Below are 18,020 nucleotides of genomic sequence, written 5' to 3'. Positions count from 1 at the left end.
CCCATCTCCCAGTGATAGCAAACGCCATCTTTCCTTTTCAGATCATGCGATCCAAAAACCTATCCGGTATTAGCATAAGTTTCCCTATGTTATCCCGGTCTGAGAGGCAGGTTGCCTACGTGTTACTCACCCGTCCGCCGCTAGGGTTCGAAAACCCTCGCTCGACTTGCATGTATTAGGCACGCCGCCAGCGTTCGTCCTGAGCCAGGATCAAACTCTCCAATAAAGTTTGGTACTGGTTCAAAGCTGGTAAAACATTTAAAATGATAGACTCATCAACGCTTTCGCTGTTCAGTTTTCAAAGAGCATTTATAGTTTCTTTTTCATCAGCACCTTGTGGCGCCGACCCTTTAAACTATATCATGTCTTTCGTTTAAAAGCAAGAGGTTTTTTAAAAGTTTGTAGCTTTTTTCATTCTGTTTAAAAAACCTTCAAAAGCGACAAGAACTATCTTATCAACTTCAAACCCAAAATGCAAGTAGAAATACCTAGGAATTTTACACCAGTCGCAGACTGCCGACTATTGGCCTTTGCCATTCACTTCACATGTTCCGCAATGATTCAAATAACTGTGCCGCGCTCACTCTCAATCTTTCAGGAAATATCCATGCACCAAAGCATTTTAGCGAAAAGTTGTTCTTGCAAGTTATTCTTTTGGTTCAATTGAGTAGGAGGGGGCGGCTAGCCCCCGTTCGGGATTTTTCTCCTAGAGATGATGCCCATGCTGGGCGTACGCAAAAAAGAGACAGACGAATGCCTGCCTCTTTTTGCAGAAAACGGCGAACCGCTTTCTTACATCATGCCCATGCCGCCCATGTCTGGCATGCCCATAGGCGCTTTGTTTTCTTCTGGTTTGTCAGCAATTACTGCTTCTGTAGTCAGGAACATAGCAGCTACGGATGCAGCGTTGGACAGTGCGGAGCGAGTTACTTTCGCTGCGTCAACGATACCAGCATCGATCATGTTTACATACTCTTCGGTAGCTGCGTTGAAACCAATGCCCACTGCTTCTTTTTTCAGGCGCTCTACGATTACAGAACCTTCCAGTCCTGCGTTCGCAGCGATTTGGCGAACTGGCTCTTCCAGGGAACGGAGTACGATTTGCACACCTACAGCCTCTTCGCCTTCTACTTTGAGCGCTTCAACCGCTTTGATTGCGTTAATCAGAGTAGTACCACCGCCAGGTACGATACCTTCTTCTACTGCAGCGCGAGTAGAGTTCAGAGCGTCCTCGATGCGGAGTTTCTTCTCTTTCAGTTCAGTTTCAGTAGCTGCACCGACTTTGATAACTGCTACGCCGCCAGCCAGTTTAGCCAGACGCTCTTGCAGTTTTTCGCGATCAAAGTCGGAAGTAGTGTCTTCGATTTGTTGACGGATTTGGGATACGCGGCTTTCGATAGCTGCTTTGTCGCCAGCACCTTCAACGATAGTGGTGTTTTCTTTGGTAACTACAACTTTGCCAGCACGGCCCAGTTGCTCCAGCTTAGTGGATTTCAGGTCCAGACCCAGCTCTTCTGTGATTACTTCGCCGCCAGTCAGCGCAGCGATGTCTTGCAGCATAGCTTTGCGGCGATCGCCGAAGCCAGGAGCTTTTACCGCTACAGCTGTGAAGGTACCGCGCAGTTTGTTCACTACGAGAGTAGCCAGCGCTTCGCCTTCTACGTCTTCTGCGATAATCAGGAGTGGTTTGCCGCTTTGTACCACTTGCTCCAGTACAGGCAGAACTTCCTGGATGTTGGAGATTTTTTTGTCAGTAATCAGGATGTAAGGGTTGCTCAGAACCGCTTCCATCTTGTCAGTGTCAGTAATCATGTAAGGGGAAGCGTAGCCGCGGTCGAATTGCATACCTTCTACTACTTCCAGCTCAGTTACGAAGCCTTTGGACTCTTCAACGGTGATAACGCCGTCTTTGCCCACTTTTTCCATAGCTTCTGCGATCAGGTTACCTACTTCTTGATCGTCAGCGGAAATCGCAGCAACTTGTGCGATAGAGGACTTGTTTTCAACCGGCTTCGCGATAGATTTGATTTCTTCTACAGCAGCACGAACAGCTTTTTCCATACCGCGACGGATAATCATCGGGTTAGCACCAGCTGTTACGTTTTTCAGACCTTCGCGGATCATGGCTGCAGCCAGAACAGTTGCAGTGGTAGTACCGTCACCGGCGATGTCGTTTGTTTTGGTCGCAACTTCTTTAACCAGTTGCGCACCCATGTTTTCGTAAGCGTCTTCCAGCTCGATTTCTTTCGCGATGGTTACGCCGTCGTTAGTAATCAGCGGAGAACCGAATTTTTTCTCCAGAACCACGTTGCGTCCTTTTGGACCGAGAGTTACTTTTACTGCATTTGCCAAAGTTTCCACACCGCGGAGCATGGAGCGGCGAGCGTCTTCAGAGAATTTGACTTGTTTAGCCATCTAAACTCTACCTCCTGTTATGTGTTTTGTGTTCGAATTCCTATGTCAAGAGCCTTAACCGATGATCGCGAGGATATCGGATTCGCGCAGCACGAGGTATTCTTTATTGTCTACCTTTACTTCGGTACCAGCGTATTTGGAGAAGATTACTTTATCGCCTTCTTTAACTTCCAAAGCGATGCGCTCGCCGTTGTCGGCAACACGGCCAGAACCAACTGCGATTACTCGGCCTTCTTGCGGTTTTTCCTTTGCAGTATCAGGCAAAACGATACCGCTTGCAGTCGTTTCGTCTTTGGAGATAGCTTCGATTACCACACGGTCACCCAATGGCTTAAGCACTAAAAACACCCTCCTCAAATGTAGGTAAACAAATTTATCTGTTGTTAGCACTCGCTCGTTATGAGTGCTAACACCCAATTCCTATAATAATGAATCGCTATGTACTTTGCAAGTAGTTTCCCTCATTTTTTCCCAACTGCACTTCTTCGCTTGCAGGCTCTCTAGCAACTGTTTTTTCTAGCAAAAAGGTTCTAGCAAACAGACTGGCTCATATAAATCAAACATACGAGTAGACAAGCCTGCCAAGGAGGGATATGTCCATGCAGAAATGGCTCTGGATCGGTCTGATTGCCCTTGGAGTGCTGGGAATCAGCCGTTTGTTTTCATCCGACACCACTTCCTTTATACGGGTAAACATCTACCCTTCCGCCATCTTTTGGGACGGACGGGAGATCGCCACTGGCGGAAAGCAAGGGTACTACACAGAAAGAGGCCAGGAGGTACCCGCTTCCCTGGAGTATCGGGGAACGCTGTACGTCCCGCTTTCCATGATCGGGCGGCACCTGAACAAACCGGTTGGCTGGGACGAAGCCTCCCATTATGCCTGGGTCGGTCAGCCGCCGACGCTCCCAACGGAGTTGCCTGCCGACAACAGCACTTCCCTCGCTTCCGCCAAGCCGGACGAGGCCATCCCCGCAAGCGCTCCGGCCAAAGCTGCTCCTGAAAAAGCACCAGCTACAGTCGCTCCGGCACAGCAACCGCCCGCCACGCTGTTTGGTCTCGGCATCGGGACGCCATCCAAGGAAGTCAGCAGGCTGCTGGGCGAGCCATCGCGCAAGGAGCCGAGCAGCCTTGGCTACGAGTGGTGGGTGTACAACCGCGATCCGGCCCGGTACGTCCAGGTGGGCATCGCAAACGGAAAGGTAGTTGACCTGTACTCTCTCGCCCCGACCGCGACACTGGGCAATATCGGGGTGGGCAGCAGCCTGCAAGCACTCGAACGGCAGTACAGCCCGCAAAATACGATCTCTTTTTCCTACATGGGCGCCAACATCCAGATAACCAACCAGAAAGAGCAGCGTCCGCTCGTCATGAAGAACGGGATTCCGCACATCTTTTATCTGGACAAGCAAAACGGCAGCAAGGTGACTGGTCTGCGCCTGATCGATACGCAAATGCTTTTGCGCGGCGGGTTTTACGAGACGAAATGGACGTACCAGGGCCAAGCCCCGGATTTCGATCCCCCGGCCCTGAGCGTGGGTGAACAGGAACAGGTCAACCTGGCCCATGAGCGGCAAACGCTCGATCTCGTCAATGTCACCCGCTATCGCTACAAACTGCCTCCCTTGGAATGGAACGAGGAAGCGGCAAAAGTAGCCAGGGCCCACAGTCTGGACATGGAAACGCACGATTATTTCGATCATGTTTCCGCGACGACCGGAAGCAGCCCGTTTGATCGGCTGAAGCAGGCCAAAATCACCTACAGCGTGGCGGGAGAAAACATCGCAGCAGGCTATCCTGACGCAATCGAAGCACATGAAAGCTGGATGAACAGCCCCGGCCACAGGAAAAACATCCTGGAAAAAGACTTCACCCAGCTTGGTGTCGGCGTCATCACCGACTATTACACACAGACCTTCCTCACGCCGCTCAAGTAAGGTGCCGTCAGCGCAAACGGACGCTTGACCTGAGTTGATCCACCGCTCCCGAAAACTCGACCACAACCGTCTCATATTCTTTGGTGTGCAAAATCAGATACGGGCGCCTGCCCCCTTTTTTCGGCATGATGACGAACATCTCCGCGATTTCGGCGTCGATGCCAGACGGGACATGCTGCAATCTTTGCGGCGGCGCCAGCGGGATTTTAACGATCATCGCGTGGTCGAGTGACGGGTTCAGCTCCAGCACCCGCCCGCTTACGGTGCGAAGCAGTTGCTGCGCCTCTTTTTGAAACTCGTCTGAATTGGCAAACGTCGCAACAACCTGCTGCTTGTCTGAATCAAACAACTCTACCTGCTCGCCGCCATTGGCGGAGCCAGCCGAAAAAAGCAAGGTCAGGCATAAGATCAGCCACATGTTGCTCTACCACCTCCTGTTCATAACTTTTCTAGTATCTCCCACCTGTCTGTGGTCATTCGAACTCAGCAAAAAAGCATCGTCCCTGTCGCAAGCAGAGCCGATGCTTTCCTGCGGCAGCCTGTCCTGCCGCTATGTTCGTCATGAAAAAAAAGACCCCGTTGCTATCCGTATCAGTACCAATAGCAAGGGGTCTCTCTGTTATCGACCTTATCGTACCATCTCATCTGTTTCAAAGCCGCCGAATTCACTTTCCCACTCTGCTTCTTCCTTCAATTGCTTGCGGTAGACGATGCTCGACAGCCAAACGCTGAATTCATAAAGCAGCAAAAGCGGGATCGTTACCAAAACGTCGCTGACAATATCGGGAGGCGTCAAAGTAATAGCGATCACAGCCAACCCGAAATAAGCGAACCGTCTTGCCTTTGCCAGCCGCATCGGATTGAGGATGCGCAAGCGGGTCAGAAACATTACGATAATCGGCAACTGGAACAGGACGCCAAAAGGGATGACCATGTTGAACAGGAAACCGAAATACTCAGCAATCCCGTAGTTCGGATCAGCCCCGATCGTCTCGGTCATACCCGTCATGAACTGCATAATCATCGGAAAAACGATGTAATACCCAAACAAAATGCCCGTAATGAAAAGAAAACAGGCTGCGGGTATAAAGTAAAGCGCCCCGCGTCGCTCATGCTCCTGCAAGCCTGGCGAGACAAAGCGCCAAAGATGATAGAGCGCAACAGGCAAGGTCACGACCGCACCAATCAAAAAGGCGAACTGCATGTAGACGCGAAGAACATCGGATGGGTGCAGGGAAATAATCGGCACGCCATCGGCAATCGGCTCTTGCTTCAAATACTCAATCAACGGACCGGCAAAGAAAAAGCCTACTATCAGTGCGACAACGAAAACAGCCAGCACCCACATGATGCGCTTTCGCAGCTCCGATAGGTGTTCAACCACTGTCATTTCCTGATCGTTCATGGCAACCACCTTACCTGATTAGGCCTTCTGCTGCTCTTTTTCCATCTGAAGGCGTTCCTTTTCCAGCTTTTCGCGAATTTCTTTTTCCAGACGCTCGCGCTCCAGGCGTTCACGCACTTCCCGCTCGATTTTTTCGCGGTCAAGGGCGTCCTTCTCCGTGACGACAGCCGTTTTTGCTGGTGCTTCTTTTTCAGCCAGCTCTTTCTTTTTCGCATCATCGTCATCGTCGTCGCTCGTCAGGCTGCGCGTTGCGTTTTTAAACTCTCTCAATGTATGACCTATTGCTCGTCCCAACTCAGGCAGCTTTTTCGGCCCGAAGAGCACCAACGCCAACACCAGAATCAAAATCAAACCAGGAACCCCAATCGAACCCATGTCTTTCACTCCCTTTTCCTGTTATTTGCCAGTCTAACCAGCTAGCACTTCCGTAAACCGCCATAACCGAGTCTCGTCATGTCGGAAGCGACAATTCGTTCCCCTGCAAGAATGCGCGGCAAAAATACATCAAACGAGGTAAACGGCTCATGCATGACGGCACCAGGCAGGCCGAGGATCGGAATGTCCCCTTTGTAAGCGACCATCAACATGGAGCCCGGCAGCATCGGCGTGCCGTAACGGACCACTTCTGCTCCCACTCCGGCAATCGCTCCCGGAGTCCTGTCATCAGGGTCGACGGACATGCCGCCTGTGACGAGCACCAGATCAACCCCTTCGTCCAGAAACGAGCGAATCTGTTGTTCAATCGCTTCTTTGTCGTCTGGAGCAAAGCGTTGACCGACCAGGGTAGAGCCGAGCGCTTCTACCTTGTTGCGGATCACAGGACCGAATTTGTCTTCGATTCGCCCGGAAAACACTTCTCCTCCGGTCGTCACAAGCCCCACCTGCTTTTCCTGGAACAGCTTCACCTCAACGATCGGGCCGTCAAACTGCTTGGCGAGCTTTTCCAGCTCCACAATGCGCTCTTCTTCGATAATCAGCGGAATGATTCTGGTGGCAGCGAGCGTATGGCCAGGGTGCACGACCTGATCGCCGTACACCGTGGAGAAGGCAATGCCCTCCAATGCGTTCAGCGCATGTACGGCTTCCTCGTTGATTTTGGCAAGTCCCGTCCGCGATGCTTTTATCGAGACTTTGCCTTCGTATGGAGGCGTGAGCGTCAAACCTTGACCGGATACAGCCTTGGCAATCCGGATGCCTGCCTCTTCCTCATGAATGAAGCCTTCTGGCATCTCCAGCACGTAAATGTGTTCCTTGCCGATGGACAAAAGCGGCTCGATGTCCGCTTCCGTGATAACATGCCCTTTTTTGAACAGGCGGCCTTTAAATTCACCGGGCAAAATTTGCGTCATGTCGTGCGGCAGCATCATGCCGATCGCTTCCCGCACCGGAACTTCCCGCAATTTCGGTTTTTCTACCAACCCAATCCTCCCCAATCTTCATTGGCTTCTCCTGTCCCTTGCAAAATGTGCAAGGCATCCGCGAGCATGTCGCCGATGGCGTTGAAGCAGATTTCGACACCTTTTGCATTGCCGGGGAGGTTAATGATGAGCGAGTTGCCGCGTGTTCCCGCTACCGCGCGCGTCAGCATCGCCCGTCGGGATTGCTGCAGGCCGGCGCGGCGCATTTCTTCCGCGAGTCCCGGAACTTTTCTGTCAATCACCCAGGCGGTCACTTCCGGCGTGACGTCGCGCGGGCTCAGACCCGTTCCTCCGGTTACGATCAGCAAGTCGCATTTTTCGCGGTCCACCAGCTCAATCATGTTTTCCTGCAGTTCTTCCATATCATCAGTAACGGCACGGTAGACAGCTACATCTACGTCCAGCCAATCCCTTGTCAGATTGCGAATGATAGGAATCCGGTCATCAACCCGGTCCCCTCTGGCAATCGAGTCACTCGCCGAGATAACGCCTACCTTCCATTTGCCCACAGTTCATTCCTCCGTTTTCTCATTCGTTAGTATTGTACACTTTTTTGTCCATAGTGTAGAGGGAACAGCAAGAAAAAGGAACCTCCTGACACAAAACCTTCACGATTGAAAAAAGCCGTTTTCCGTCACAATTCCATCCAGGCGAATATCGTGAGGCTCAAGCGGAACATGCTCGACTACCTGCATGGAGAAGCCGACACCGACTAAATAAGGCAGTCTGTCCAGCCCGGCAAGGAACCGATCGTAAAAACCGCCGCCGTAGCCCATTCTGCCGCCCTGCCTGTCAAACGCCACGCCAGGCACGACGACGGCATCCAGGCGGGAAAGCTCTGCTTCCTCTGCCTTTGCCGGGTCCGGCTCCATGATCCCGTACACGCCCTGCTTGAGCATTTCCGGTCCTGTATAGCGGTACGGAATCAGGCGGCGCTGTTCGACCAGGGCGAGAGGCAGCCATATTTCCTGCCCTCTTTTCATCGCCTCCTGAATGAACGGCAAAATGTCTGCTTCGTCGCCAAAAGGGTGAAAGGCCATGATTGCCCCCGCTGCCGCAAGCCGCTCGTTTTCCAGCAGATGGCGGCAGATCTGCTCCGCGTATTGTTTGCGCTCGTCTGGCGGCATGGCTTTGCGTCTCTCCAAAATATGGCTTCGCAGCTGTTTTTTATTCGTTTTTGGGTCCATGACAACCTCTCCCCTCTCCCTGCCGCACAAGGACCGCCCCCAGAAGGGTTGTCCCGTGCGCGCTCTCTAGGCTACACTTGCATTACAATATAAAGAGGTGAATCAGATGATTTTGCTGCAGGCTGAACATATAGAAAAAACATACGGCATCGAAACCATTCTACAGGACATCTCTCTGCAAATACAAACTGGAGAGCGGGTTGGGCTTGTCGGCGTGAACGGCGCGGGCAAATCTACCTTGATGAAAATACTCGCGGGCGAGCTGAGCTACGACAGCGGGCTTGTCCGCATCCCGAAAGATGTGACAATCGGCTATTTGGCGCAAAACAGCGGGCTTGAATCCGAGCGATGTATTTGGGATGAGATGCTGAGCGTCTTTGACGATTTGCGGGCAGAGGAAAAGGAATTGCGGGAGCTGGAGGCCAAAATGGGCGATCCGGACGTGCTTGCAGACGAAAAGCGCTATCAGCAAATTTTGGAGAACTATTCGCTCCGCTCGGAGGCATTCAAGGAAAAAGGCGGCTACAGCTACGAAGGGGCCATTCGCGGCGTCCTGCACGGCATGCGCTTTGCAGACATGGACTACCAGACCCCGATCAAGACGCTGAGCGGCGGACAAAAGACAAGGCTGGCACTGGCGAAGCTTTTGCTGCAATCCCCGACGATTCTTTTGCTGGACGAGCCGACCAACTACCTCGATATTGAGACACTTACCTGGCTGGAAACGTACTTGCAAAACTATCCGGGCGCGATTCTCGTCGTCTCCCACGACCGCTACTTCCTCGACAAGCTGGTGACGGTCGTCTATGAAATCGAGCGGACTCGCGCTACCCGGTACGTGGGCAACTACAGCCGCTTTCTCGATGAAAAGGCGGCTCGTCTGGAGCAGGAGCTGAAGCGCTTCGAGAAGCAGCAGGAGGAAATCGCCAGGCTGGAAGACTTCATCGCCCGCAACATCGCCCGCGCCACCACAACCAAGCGGGCACAAAGCAGACGCAAGACGCTGGAAAAAATGGAGCGCCTGGACAAGCCGATCATGCAAAACAAGTCCGTGAATTTTTCCTTCGACGTAGCCAAAATGAGCGGAACGATTGTCATGAAGGCAAACAACCTGTCTGTCGGCTATCCGAATGCCGTCCTCTCCCGCGGCCTGACGTTTGAAATCGAGCGCGAGGAACGGGTCGCCCTGGTCGGGCCAAACGGGATCGGCAAGTCGACTTTGCTGAAAACGATTGTCGGACAACTGAAGGCACTCGCTGGCGACGTGCATTTTGGCAGCAATGTGACAATCGGCTACTACGATCAGGAGCATCGCAACCTGAACGAGCGCAACACGGTGCTCGGCGAAATATGGGACGAGTATCCGCACATGCTGGAAAAAGACGTGCGGACGCTGCTCGGCAACTTCCTGTTCAGTGGCGACGATGTGCAAAAGAAAATCAGCGATCTGTCCGGCGGGGAACGAGCGCGTGTCTCGCTGGCGAAGCTGATGTTGAAGCAGGCCAACTTCCTGATTTTTGACGAGCCGACGAACCACCTGGACATCTATAGCAAAGAGGTGCTGGAAAACGCGCTCTACGACTATCCGGGCACGATCCTGTTCGTCTCCCACGACCGCTACTTCCTGAACAAGATAGCCACTCGCGTACTGGAGCTGACGGGCGAGGGCGTGACCAGCTATTTGGGCAACTACGATTACTACGTGGAGAAAAAGCAGGAGCTGGCCGAACTCGCTGCCGAGCAAGCGGCGCAGCCTGTGAAAAAGCAAGGGTCTACTGCGGCAGCCCAGCCGGAAAAGTCGTCCTACGAGCTGGACAAGGAAGCAAAAAGGCGCGAGCGTCAACGCCAGCGCCGTTTGGAAGAAATCGAAGCGACGATTCAAAAGCGGGAAGCCGACATCGTCAAATGGGAGGAAGAGCTGTGTCTCCCGGAAATCTACAGCGATCACGTGCAAGCAAAAGAGCGTAACGACTTGATCCAAGCTGCCAAGCAGGAGTTGGAGCAGTTGTACGACGAATGGAGCACGCTGCAAGAGGAATAGCAAGCGGCTGTCTGGGTGCACAAGCGTATCTGAAGGTGGCTCACGTCGAGCAGCGCTCCTGTGTCGGCTCCGAAAGCGCCGCGTACAGCGCGGGCACGACGAGAAACGAAATGCAGGTCGCAGCGGTCACGATGCCCGAGTCGTTGAGCGCAAGTCCCGCCAGCGCTCCGGCAATGACGCCTGCGAAGCCATTTACCAGATAGGGCGTATCCTGTGCCAGATGGCGGAGAAAGCGGTCGTTTTTCAGGGCGAGCAGCCCAAGGACGATGAGCGAAACGGCAAACACCTTGCTCCAGATCGAGACGCGAATCAACCGCAGGTTCATCGCCAGCTTCCGCTCGACCATCTGCCAGACGTCCGCCCACTCGCCCGCCACCATTTGCTGGGCGACTCGCCCGACGTGTGTGGGCGGCTTTTCGGAAACGAGGCTCACTGCCATCAACCCTATAACGCCAAGCATGAGGCCGCCTGCCAGAAGCAGGAGGCCTTTTTTGCCGATGCGCCAGCCGTGCAGCCGGGAAAAGGCGACAAAAAAGCCGACCAGCCCGGCGAGAAAGCCTCCTGCGTCCGTGCCCAGATCCGGCGCGACCATATAGTAGAGTACGACAGCGCAAATAGCGACCGAGACGGCAGGCACAAGCAGGCTCGTTCCGGGAAGTGTCCGGCTCTTTTCCCGGTAAAGCTGGTACAAGGAAGCGATCAGCATAATCGTTCCCCCGATCAAGACTCCTTCGTATTCATTCCCCAAGCCATAAAAGCGCGCCCCGATCACCGGGTCGTAGCCGAGAAACGACTGCCGCATCAGCGTCGCCCCCGACCAGCCGTCGAGCAGCAAGGCGGCAACCGTTACGGCGCTTGTCGTCAGCGTAATCCGGGCAAAGGAGTGGTTTTCCTGCCAAAAGGCCGCTGCCAGCCCTGCCATAATGATCGCCCCGAGAACAACTGAACCGTGAACGCGCCAGTCAAGCAAGCTCTCGGCCAACAGCAAACAGGGGAACCAGAGCAGGGCAAGCAGCGCCAGACGGACACCTCTGCGCAGGCGGGACAAGCCTGCGCCTTCTTTTCTTCGGCCCCACAGCCACAGCAATGCCGCGAACGCCAATGTCACGATTTGCAGCATGACATAGGTGTAGAGCACCGAAGAGCGCGTGGCGTACGTATGATGAATGTTCTCCACCTGGTGAAGCAGCAGCGGGAGTGTTCCACCTTCAACACTGTGCATGACGTGACCCGCCAAACCTTTCGGAACAGGAAGGTCCAGCCATGACAAAACCGTAGGCAACACGTCGAGTCCGCTGACCAGGCCGGATTGCCGCGTCGTCGCTGAAGTCAAAAGGCCCTTTCCTTCTCCTGACCAGCTCAACAGCGGCAACAGCAACGCCTTTTCTTTTGCGGCTGTCGGGTTGACTGCTGGCGACACGAGCATGACCAGTTGGTTTTGCCCGCGCACAGAGAGCAATCCGTCGAGAAACTGCGCCAGATCGTGCAAAACCCGCTGATACTGTCTGGCAAACTGCCCCGGCTCCATATCCGGGCCGAGCTGGTAGAGGCGGGACAAGTCGGAAAGCTGTACCGCAATCAGGCCGGATGTGCGGTCAGCCTGAATCTGCTCGCGCAGGTAATCGTAATTCGTTTTCACCCCGTACGGATACCCTTGAGCGGGCAGCGTGTTTTTCCCGGACACGTCGCCTGCCGGAACCCTTCCCTCCTGGTCCATGGCAAACAGGACAGCGTGCCGTTGTCTGACTTCCGCCACATCCCCGTTGCCGTAGGACGCTACGCGAATCTTGTGCGCGGCAAGCGTCGTGCCCAACAGCCCAAGCCGGGAGGAATACGGTTTGTCCCGGTTATCCTCGTGCAGCCGGAAAATACCGGGAAAAACGATGGCAGAGCGCGCCAAGTCCTGCGCCTGGTACCCGCCCAGCTCCTGCATCCGCTCTCCTGCCGTCTCTTTGGGAGAGAGCGCTTCTTGCGGGTGATAGGCCGTACCGCTGCGCTCGGTGTAGAGAGCCTGCGTGCCACTGCCCATCAGCAAGTAACCGTTGGCCGCCGTCCGCGGACCTGGCGTGCGTATGGACAGCGCACCTGCTGCCGCCTCGCCAATCCACTTATCCACAGGCGGCAGGCGTTTCAGCTTTTCCAGATCGGAAAAAGACAGCCCCTCCGCAAACAGGATGACGACCTGGCGCTGTTCGTTGGCAGCAAGCGCATTTCCGCAATTTGTATGGAAAAACAATATCAGGATGGCGCAAAAAATCCACACGAGTCTTGTTTTCACGGCGTTCCTCCTGTTGATAACCAGAGTCTTTTATCCACATATTCCACAAAATAATCCACAGGATATACGTGAATTTCCCGGTCATTTTTCGTGTTATCACCAGTATTCACAGGTGGCTGCGAGAACAACCGGGAAAGTTATCCTGAACTTGTGGATAAAGCTGAAAACGCTTGGGCAACAGCAGGTACGAGGCGGATTCAAAGGCGGCGCACAGCTCGCCTGACGGGGAGAGACTGGCAGCAAGTGTATTCCTGCGGTCGGGGTTTCCAGGCGAAGTAGCGAAGTAGACAAGACCCGCAAAACGAAAAAAGGGGCGTCTCGAAGTCGAAATCACGACTTTTGAGACTGCCCCTATGCTGTTTTGTTGTATCCAGCTACTGCTCGTTTTCGTTTAGCGACAAGCCAGGCACGCCGTTCAGATCGAGCGCGGCGAACTGCCCTTTTTCGTACTTGATATAGCCTGCGGCCGCGATCATCGCGGCGTTGTCCGTGCAAAGCGACAGCGGCGGGATGACAAGCGGGATGCCTTCCGCCTCACAGCGTGCCTGCAGCCGTTCCCGCAGACCGCGATTGGCTGCCACGCCGCCTGCCAGCAGCACTTGCTTCGCCTGGCAGTTCCGCACCGCCCGAATCGTTTTTTCTACCAGCACCTCTGTTACCGAATCCTGGAAGCTCGCGGCCAAGTTCGCCGGCTCAATCGTCTCTCCCCGCTGCGCGGCGTTGTGCAGTGTGTTGAGTACCGCCGACTTCAAGCCGCTGAAGCTGAAATCGTACGAGTCCGGCTCCAGCCAGGAGCGCGGCAGCGGCACATTCGCTACCCCTTCGTGCGCGAGTCTGTCGATGTGCGGCCCGCCGGGATACGGCAGATTCAGCGCGCGCGCTACCTTGTCGTAGGCTTCGCCAGCGGCGTCGTCCCGCGTTTCTCCCAAAATCTCGAACTGGCCGTGCTCCTTCATCCAGACGAGCTCGGTATGGCCTCCGGAGACGACCAGGGCGATGAGCGGAAATTCCATCTCTTGCACCAGCCGGTTCGCGTAAATATGGCCTGCGATGTGATGAACGCCGATGAGCGGGATTCCGCGCGCCAGTGAAATGGCTTTCGCCGCCGCCACGCCAACCAGGAGCGCACCTACGAGGCCAGGGCCGTATGTCACCGCGATGGCGGAAATGTCCTCCAGCTTTTTGTCTGCTTCTGCCAAAGCCTGCTCAATCGTCAGCGTGATGTTTTCCACGTGCCTGCGGGAAGCGACCTCCGGCACGACACCGCCGAAGCGCTTGTGAATATCGGCTTGAGAAGCAATGACATTGGACAGCACCTCCCGGCCATCGCGGACGACAGCGGCCGAAGTCTCGTCGCAGCTCGTCTCAATCCCTAAAATGTACACGGGTGCGCCGGACTTTTTCTGCGCCTCCCAGGCTTCTTGTATGCGCATCTCGTAGCGCGACGTCTTGGTCTTGTTCATTACAAAGTCACCCACATAATGATTGCGTCCTCATTGTTATCCGAATAGTATCTTTTGCGCACGCCATGCTCCCGGAAGCCGAGCTTGGTGTACAAGTTGCGCGCGACGGTGTTGGAGGGCCGTACTTCCAGCGTCATGCTTTTTGCTCCCAACATCTTCGCGACTCCCATCATCTTAATCATCAGCCCCAGACCGATTTTTTTCCCGCGGAACAGCGGGTGCACGGCCACGTTCGTAATATGGGCCTCGTCAAGCACGATCCACATGCCGCAGTATGCGACGATCCGATTTTGGTGGACGGCGACGACATAGCGGGCATTCGGGTTTTTCGTCAACTCGTTGACGAATGCTTCGTGCGGCCAGGGAGTGGAAAACGACAACCGTTCCAGCTCGGCCACAGCCCCTACGTCCTGCATCGTCATGAAACGATATTCCAATTCAATTGGTTGTTGGCTCATGCTTCTACTCCTTTACGGCCCCCGCCTGCTTTTGGGCAAGCCACTTCGCTTCTGCCTCCGCCAGCTGCAAATATTCAGGGACAAGCTCGTGCGCACTGCCTCCGTCCTGCAGTCTGCGCAGCGCTGCATATCCGATATGGGCTGCGCGCGGGTGGTTCAAGGCAGGAGTGGCAAACCGCGCCTGCTCCCCAAGCTCCTGCGCAATCGTCTCCCGGTGCATCCGCACATCTTCGCCCAAAAACAAAATGGACTCTCCCTGCGCCATGTCCCTGAGCTGCGGCAACCATTCCCGCAGCAAGACGATTTTTTCTTTTCCCTGCACTTCTACCGAATCCAGGCCATTTGTGCGGTAGCAGCCCGAGTACACCTGTCCCCGGCGAGCATCAAACAGCGGTACAATCAGCCCTGGGAAGCCCAAGGCATTCATGGCGACAACTTCGAGGCTGGACACGCCGATGACAGGCACATCGAGCGACCAGGCCATGCTTTTTGCCGTAGCCACTCCGATGCGCACTCCTGTGTAGGAGCCTGGGCCGTTTGCTACCCCAAAGCCGCTCAGTTGCTCGGGAGAAGTTCCTGTCGCATCCAGCAGTTCGCTGATGCAGTCCATCAGCCGTACCGAATGGTTTTTTTGCTGGTTCGTCGTCATTTCGGCGAGAACGCGCTCCTTCTCCACAACCGCAACACTTAACACCAGATTGGATGTATCAATCGCCAGTACGCGCATCAAAATCAAACTCCTCACACAATTTCACGTAACGCTCTCCCTGGGGACAAAGCTCGATGCTCCGCGCTTCCTCGCCAGTCTTGCGCAGACAGACCGTCAGCCGATCCTCCGGCAAGTAATCCGCAAGCAGCGAAGCCCACTCTACCACACAAACCCCTTCGCCAAAAAAGTAGTCGTCCAGGCCGAGTGAATCGGGATCATCGCCCACCCGGTAGACGTCCATATGATAAAGCGGCAAACGCCCCTGATATTCTTTTATGATCGTAAACGTCGGACTGTTCACTACCTGGCGAATGCCAAGTCCGCGCGCCAATCCTTGGGTAAACGTCGTTTTTCCCGCTCCCAGGTCGCCCTCCAGCGCCAGAAAGTCGCCTGGCGCAAGACGTTCTGCCAGTTGCTCGGCAAAGCGCTGCGTTTCCTCTGCACCCGCAAGCTTCCACGTATAGCCCATTTCTCATCCACTCCTCGCTTACTCGCGCTGCCTGAAATGATTGTAGCCTGCCTTGGGCAGATCGGTGCGGCTGTCGCCTGAGCGCAGGGACAGCTTCGGCTGGGCAGGCTTGCCCGCCTCTACCTCGCCAATGACGGTCAGCAAAATGCCTGCTGCCGCAAACCGCGCCCGCACCGCCTCAAGCTGACTGGCGTCAAGCGTTCCCACCAGTTGATAGTCCTCTCCGCCGTAAAACGCCCAATCGAGCGGGTCTTTTCCGCTCAGGAGCGCATAGGCGCGCGCATCTTCGCTGACAGGAATTTTGTCCGCATCGACGCAAATGCTGACACGGCTTGCTTCGGCGATCTCCCACAGCTCGGAGGCCAAGCCGTCGCTCACGTCATTTAACGCGCCGCACGCCTCCGATTCCAGAAGCAGCCTGCCCGCCTCCACCTGCGCGCGCGGACGCTGATGGGCTTCTATCAGTTTCGCCCAGCGGCCGGACGGCTCAACCGTTGCTTTCCTGTCGCGCAGCAATAAATGCAACCCGGCAGCAGAGCTGCCTACGTGTCCCGTCACGAACACGACCTGTCCCGGCCTTGCCTGCGAGCGGCGAATGGCGCGTCCTTTTTCCACCTCGCCCAGCACGGTGACAGACAGGTGCAGCGCATCCGGGGCGGAAACCGTATCGCCGCCGATGACTCTCACGTTGTACGCTTCGCACGCGGCGTATATCCCGTCGTAAATGCCCTGGCACTCCTCCGGCGTCCAGTGCGGCGCTACCGCGATGCTGACCAGTGCATAGCGAGGGTAGCCGCCCATCGCCGCGACGTCGCTTACGTTGCTCGTGACCGCCTTGTAGCCGATGTCGCTTGGGCTCATCGTTTCTTTTAAAAAGTGGACCGTCTCCACCATCGCGTCACAGCAGGCCACGACTTCCATCTCTGGCGCAGGAGAAAAAACGGCGGCATCGTCCCCGAGCCCGACGGTCAAGCCGTCTTTCTCCTGTCCGTCCGAACGGCTCGTCCATTGCCGGATCAGGGAAAATTCATCATGTGCCACCACAAACGCTCCTTTTTTTGCATAGTGAGTCCATTATACCTCTGCTGTCAAAACGCGTGCAAGAAAGCCGGTGCCCGTTGCGAGGCCGCTATTCTTTCAGCTCCCGCAACTCCAGCCCCCCTCTGCAACGCCCGCAGCGATAGCGGGAAGGGTCCATTTTGCGCTTGCGTTTATATGTCATTCCGCACGCCCGGCAGATGAGCTCGTAGCGATAGGGCAAAACGGTGCGTCCCGTGCTGACCTGCTGACAATACCGACTGCCGCCAACCTGGGCAAGCAGCCTGCGAAAATCCTGGTCCGCGTGGCGATAGCCTTTTTTCTCCAGATGCAAGTGATAGTGGCACAGCTCATGCTTGATGATCGCAATCAGTTCCGCCTCTCCGTGCTCCTCCAGATGCCTGGGATTCAATTCAATGTCGTGAGAGCGCAGCAAATACCGCCCGCCTGTCGTGCGCAGTCGCTTGTTGAAGCGGGCCCGATGGCGAAACGGCTTGGCGAAAAATTGACTGGATATTTGCTCCACCAGCTTTTGCAATTCCGTATCGGTCATGTCCTCTCTACCGCCCCTCTCTACTGTTCACGATAGCAGTTCCTGTTGAAAAGTGCCAGATAGATAGGCTACACTGGGTGGAAGAAAAGTAGATTGGTTTGGAGGAGCTTATGCGCTATTTGATTTTGCAGGAAAAAGTCGGGCTGAAGTTCGTTGCGTTGCCGGAAACGCATATGTACCAGCTTGTCGCCCTGTTCAAGCGACTGCACAAGGAAATCGACAAGCTGACCATCACGGATCGGCCCGAGCTGCCGACCGTGCTCGCGGAATGCGCTGACCTGGAGCTTTTGGGAAGCGAGCTTGCTATCGTGGATGGACTGGATTACGTCAGCAGTCTGGAAGAACGTTTTGCGGCTCTCCCGGAGAGCCAGTACCCTTTGATCTCGCTGTTGACCGAGATTCGCGCTTTGCAAGCCCAACTGGAATTTCTGCGTGACGAGGAATAAGTTTTTGGGAAAATAAGTACCTCCTGGTTGCCTTTGCGCATACATTGCCAATAGGCGAATAATTCCAGGAGGTACCTACATGCCCCAGTGGATGCGTAAGCAGTTGCAGCGTGCCTTCAGTGGGAAGGACGTTCGACAGATTCGTTTGCTGAACAGTTGCTGGTTCTTATATTGGGAAAAACATGGCGGCCGTCCCGAGTAGC

The 18,020-nt window shown here is 55.0% G+C and carries 19 protein-coding genes and 1 rRNA gene; 4 read left to right on the top strand and 16 right to left on the bottom strand.

Features of this window, described 5'->3' with window-relative positions:
- The 3 genes from EDM57_RS14645 to groES all read right to left on the bottom strand — a co-directional run.
- Positions 1-226 (bottom strand): 16S ribosomal RNA (locus EDM57_RS14645); the annotation flags it as partial.
- A 566-nt stretch (positions 227-792) separates the two neighbouring features.
- Positions 793-2,415: a chaperonin GroEL gene (groL, locus tag EDM57_RS14640; protein WP_122905475.1), complete on the bottom strand. Its 1,623-nt coding sequence runs from the start codon at positions 2,413-2,415 to the stop codon at positions 793-795.
- A gap of 54 nt (positions 2,416-2,469) precedes the next feature.
- On the bottom strand, positions 2,470-2,754 hold the full coding sequence (gene groES, locus EDM57_RS14635) for a co-chaperone GroES (protein WP_005830242.1): 285 nt from the start codon (positions 2,752-2,754) through the stop codon (positions 2,470-2,472).
- Positions 2,755-3,014: 260 nt separating this feature from the next.
- On the opposite strand from groES, the gene EDM57_RS14630 reads away from it, so the two are divergent.
- Positions 3,015-4,352: a CAP domain-containing protein gene (locus EDM57_RS14630; RefSeq protein WP_122905474.1), complete on the top strand. Its 1,338-nt coding sequence runs from the start codon at positions 3,015-3,017 to the stop codon at positions 4,350-4,352.
- 7 nt (positions 4,353-4,359) lie between these two features.
- Here the strand turns inward: EDM57_RS14630 and EDM57_RS14625 are convergent, their stop codons facing one another.
- The 6 genes from EDM57_RS14625 to EDM57_RS14600 all read right to left on the bottom strand — a co-directional run bounded on the left by EDM57_RS14625 (position 4,360) and on the right by EDM57_RS14600 (position 8,362).
- Entirely contained in the window at positions 4,360-4,770 is a 411-nt protein-coding gene (locus tag EDM57_RS14625; RefSeq protein ID WP_122905473.1) for a hypothetical protein, read from the bottom strand.
- A gap of 210 nt (positions 4,771-4,980) precedes the next feature.
- Positions 4,981-5,757: a twin-arginine translocase subunit TatC gene (gene tatC / locus EDM57_RS14620; RefSeq protein WP_122905472.1), complete on the bottom strand. Its 777-nt coding sequence runs from the start codon at positions 5,755-5,757 to the stop codon at positions 4,981-4,983.
- An 18-nt stretch (positions 5,758-5,775) separates the two neighbouring features.
- Positions 5,776-6,132, bottom strand: coding sequence for a twin-arginine translocase TatA/TatE family subunit (gene tatA / locus EDM57_RS14615; protein WP_122905471.1), 357 nt, complete (start codon positions 6,130-6,132; stop codon positions 5,776-5,778).
- Positions 6,133-6,173: 41 nt separating this feature from the next.
- Entirely contained in the window at positions 6,174-7,175 is a 1,002-nt protein-coding gene (locus tag EDM57_RS14610; protein WP_122905470.1) for a molybdopterin-binding protein, read from the bottom strand.
- Positions 7,169-7,684, bottom strand: coding sequence for a MogA/MoaB family molybdenum cofactor biosynthesis protein (locus EDM57_RS14605; RefSeq protein ID WP_122905469.1), 516 nt, complete (start codon positions 7,682-7,684; stop codon positions 7,169-7,171). Before EDM57_RS14605 ends, EDM57_RS14610 begins: the two co-directional genes overlap by 7 nt.
- Before the next feature lie 99 nt (positions 7,685-7,783).
- Positions 7,784-8,362, bottom strand: coding sequence for a 5-formyltetrahydrofolate cyclo-ligase (locus tag EDM57_RS14600; protein WP_122905468.1), 579 nt, complete (start codon positions 8,360-8,362; stop codon positions 7,784-7,786).
- Positions 8,363-8,468: 106 nt separating this feature from the next.
- Here EDM57_RS14600 and EDM57_RS14595 point away from each other — a divergent pair, with 106 nt between their 5' ends.
- On the top strand, positions 8,469-10,403 hold the full coding sequence (locus EDM57_RS14595) for an ABC-F family ATP-binding cassette domain-containing protein (RefSeq protein ID WP_122905467.1): 1,935 nt from the start codon (positions 8,469-8,471) through the stop codon (positions 10,401-10,403).
- 40 nt (positions 10,404-10,443) lie between these two features.
- Here EDM57_RS14595 and EDM57_RS14590 read toward each other — a convergent pair whose 3' ends face one another.
- From EDM57_RS14590 to EDM57_RS14560, 7 genes are all read right to left on the bottom strand, one after another.
- Positions 10,444-12,681 (bottom strand): hypothetical protein, encoded by a 2,238-nt coding sequence (locus EDM57_RS14590; protein ID WP_122905466.1) that lies wholly within the window; start codon positions 12,679-12,681, stop codon positions 10,444-10,446.
- A 374-nt stretch (positions 12,682-13,055) separates the two neighbouring features.
- Positions 13,056-14,144 carry a tRNA (adenosine(37)-N6)-threonylcarbamoyltransferase complex transferase subunit TsaD gene (gene tsaD, locus EDM57_RS14585; RefSeq protein WP_122905465.1) on the bottom strand — a complete coding sequence of 363 codons (1,089 nt, stop codon included), beginning with the start codon at positions 14,142-14,144 and terminating at the stop codon, positions 13,056-13,058.
- Positions 14,144-14,602 carry a ribosomal protein S18-alanine N-acetyltransferase gene (gene rimI / locus EDM57_RS14580; protein ID WP_122905464.1) on the bottom strand — a complete coding sequence of 153 codons (459 nt, stop codon included), beginning with the start codon at positions 14,600-14,602 and terminating at the stop codon, positions 14,144-14,146. Before rimI ends, tsaD begins: the two co-directional genes overlap by 1 nt.
- A 4-nt stretch (positions 14,603-14,606) precedes the next feature.
- The gene (gene tsaB, locus EDM57_RS14575) at positions 14,607-15,329 is read right to left on the bottom strand and encodes a tRNA (adenosine(37)-N6)-threonylcarbamoyltransferase complex dimerization subunit type 1 TsaB (RefSeq protein ID WP_122905463.1); all 723 of its coding nucleotides are present in this window, start codon (positions 15,327-15,329) and stop codon (positions 14,607-14,609) included.
- Positions 15,310-15,780: a tRNA (adenosine(37)-N6)-threonylcarbamoyltransferase complex ATPase subunit type 1 TsaE gene (gene tsaE, locus EDM57_RS14570; protein WP_122905462.1), complete on the bottom strand. Its 471-nt coding sequence runs from the start codon at positions 15,778-15,780 to the stop codon at positions 15,310-15,312. The genes tsaB and tsaE overlap by 20 nt, the downstream gene beginning before the upstream one ends.
- 18 nt (positions 15,781-15,798) lie before the next feature.
- Positions 15,799-16,821, bottom strand: coding sequence for a thiamine-phosphate kinase (gene thiL, locus EDM57_RS14565; RefSeq protein WP_122905461.1), 1,023 nt, complete (start codon positions 16,819-16,821; stop codon positions 15,799-15,801).
- A gap of 88 nt (positions 16,822-16,909) precedes the next feature.
- The gene (locus EDM57_RS14560; protein WP_122905460.1) at positions 16,910-17,371 is read right to left on the bottom strand and encodes a SprT family protein; all 462 of its coding nucleotides are present in this window, start codon (positions 17,369-17,371) and stop codon (positions 16,910-16,912) included.
- 110 nt (positions 17,372-17,481) lie between these two features.
- Here EDM57_RS14560 and EDM57_RS14555 point away from each other — a divergent pair, with 110 nt between their 5' ends.
- Both EDM57_RS14555 and cmpA read left to right on the top strand, forming a co-directional pair.
- Positions 17,482-17,817, top strand: coding sequence for a hydrolase/acyltransferase (locus tag EDM57_RS14555; RefSeq protein ID WP_122905459.1), 336 nt, complete (start codon positions 17,482-17,484; stop codon positions 17,815-17,817).
- Positions 17,818-17,896: 79 nt separating this feature from the next.
- Entirely contained in the window at positions 17,897-18,019 is a 123-nt protein-coding gene (gene cmpA / locus EDM57_RS14550) for a cortex morphogenetic protein CmpA (RefSeq protein WP_005830216.1), read from the top strand.
- Position 18,020 lies beyond the last annotated feature (1 nt).

It is taken from the genome of Brevibacillus gelatini, from assembly GCF_003710935.1.
GTDB lineage: Bacteria > Bacillota > Bacilli > Brevibacillales > Brevibacillaceae > Brevibacillus > Brevibacillus gelatini.
Note: the sequence above shows the minus strand (reverse complement) of the source record. Positions and strands in the feature narration are given on the sequence as shown.

Excerpts from the sequence above, each read along its gene's own strand:
- groL (WP_122905475.1), bottom strand. The coding sequence starts at position 2,415 with ATGGCTAAACAAGTCAAATTCTCTGAAGACGCTCGCCGCTCCATGCTC.
- EDM57_RS14630 (WP_122905474.1), top strand. The coding sequence starts at position 3,015 with ATGCAGAAATGGCTCTGGATCGGTCTGATTGCCCTTGGAGTGCTGGGA.
- EDM57_RS14625 (WP_122905473.1), bottom strand. The coding sequence starts at position 4,770 with ATGTGGCTGATCTTATGCCTGACCTTGCTTTTTTCGGCTGGCTCCGCC.
- tatC (WP_122905472.1), bottom strand. The coding sequence starts at position 5,757 with ATGAACGATCAGGAAATGACAGTGGTTGAACACCTATCGGAGCTGCGA.
- tatA (WP_122905471.1), bottom strand. The coding sequence starts at position 6,132 with ATGGGTTCGATTGGGGTTCCTGGTTTGATTTTGATTCTGGTGTTGGCG.
- EDM57_RS14600 (WP_122905468.1), bottom strand. The coding sequence starts at position 8,362 with ATGGACCCAAAAACGAATAAAAAACAGCTGCGAAGCCATATTTTGGAG.
- EDM57_RS14595 (WP_122905467.1), top strand. The coding sequence starts at position 8,469 with ATGATTTTGCTGCAGGCTGAACATATAGAAAAAACATACGGCATCGAA.
- tsaD (WP_122905465.1), bottom strand. The coding sequence starts at position 14,144 with ATGAACAAGACCAAGACGTCGCGCTACGAGATGCGCATACAAGAAGCC.
- rimI (WP_122905464.1), bottom strand. The coding sequence starts at position 14,602 with ATGAGCCAACAACCAATTGAATTGGAATATCGTTTCATGACGATGCAG.
- tsaB (WP_122905463.1), bottom strand. The coding sequence starts at position 15,329 with ATGCGCGTACTGGCGATTGATACATCCAATCTGGTGTTAAGTGTTGCG.
- tsaE (WP_122905462.1), bottom strand. The coding sequence starts at position 15,780 with ATGGGCTATACGTGGAAGCTTGCGGGTGCAGAGGAAACGCAGCGCTTT.
- EDM57_RS14560 (WP_122905460.1), bottom strand. The coding sequence starts at position 17,371 with ATGACCGATACGGAATTGCAAAAGCTGGTGGAGCAAATATCCAGTCAA.
- EDM57_RS14555 (WP_122905459.1), top strand. The coding sequence starts at position 17,482 with ATGCGCTATTTGATTTTGCAGGAAAAAGTCGGGCTGAAGTTCGTTGCG.
- cmpA (WP_005830216.1), top strand. The coding sequence starts at position 17,897 with ATGCCCCAGTGGATGCGTAAGCAGTTGCAGCGTGCCTTCAGTGGGAAG.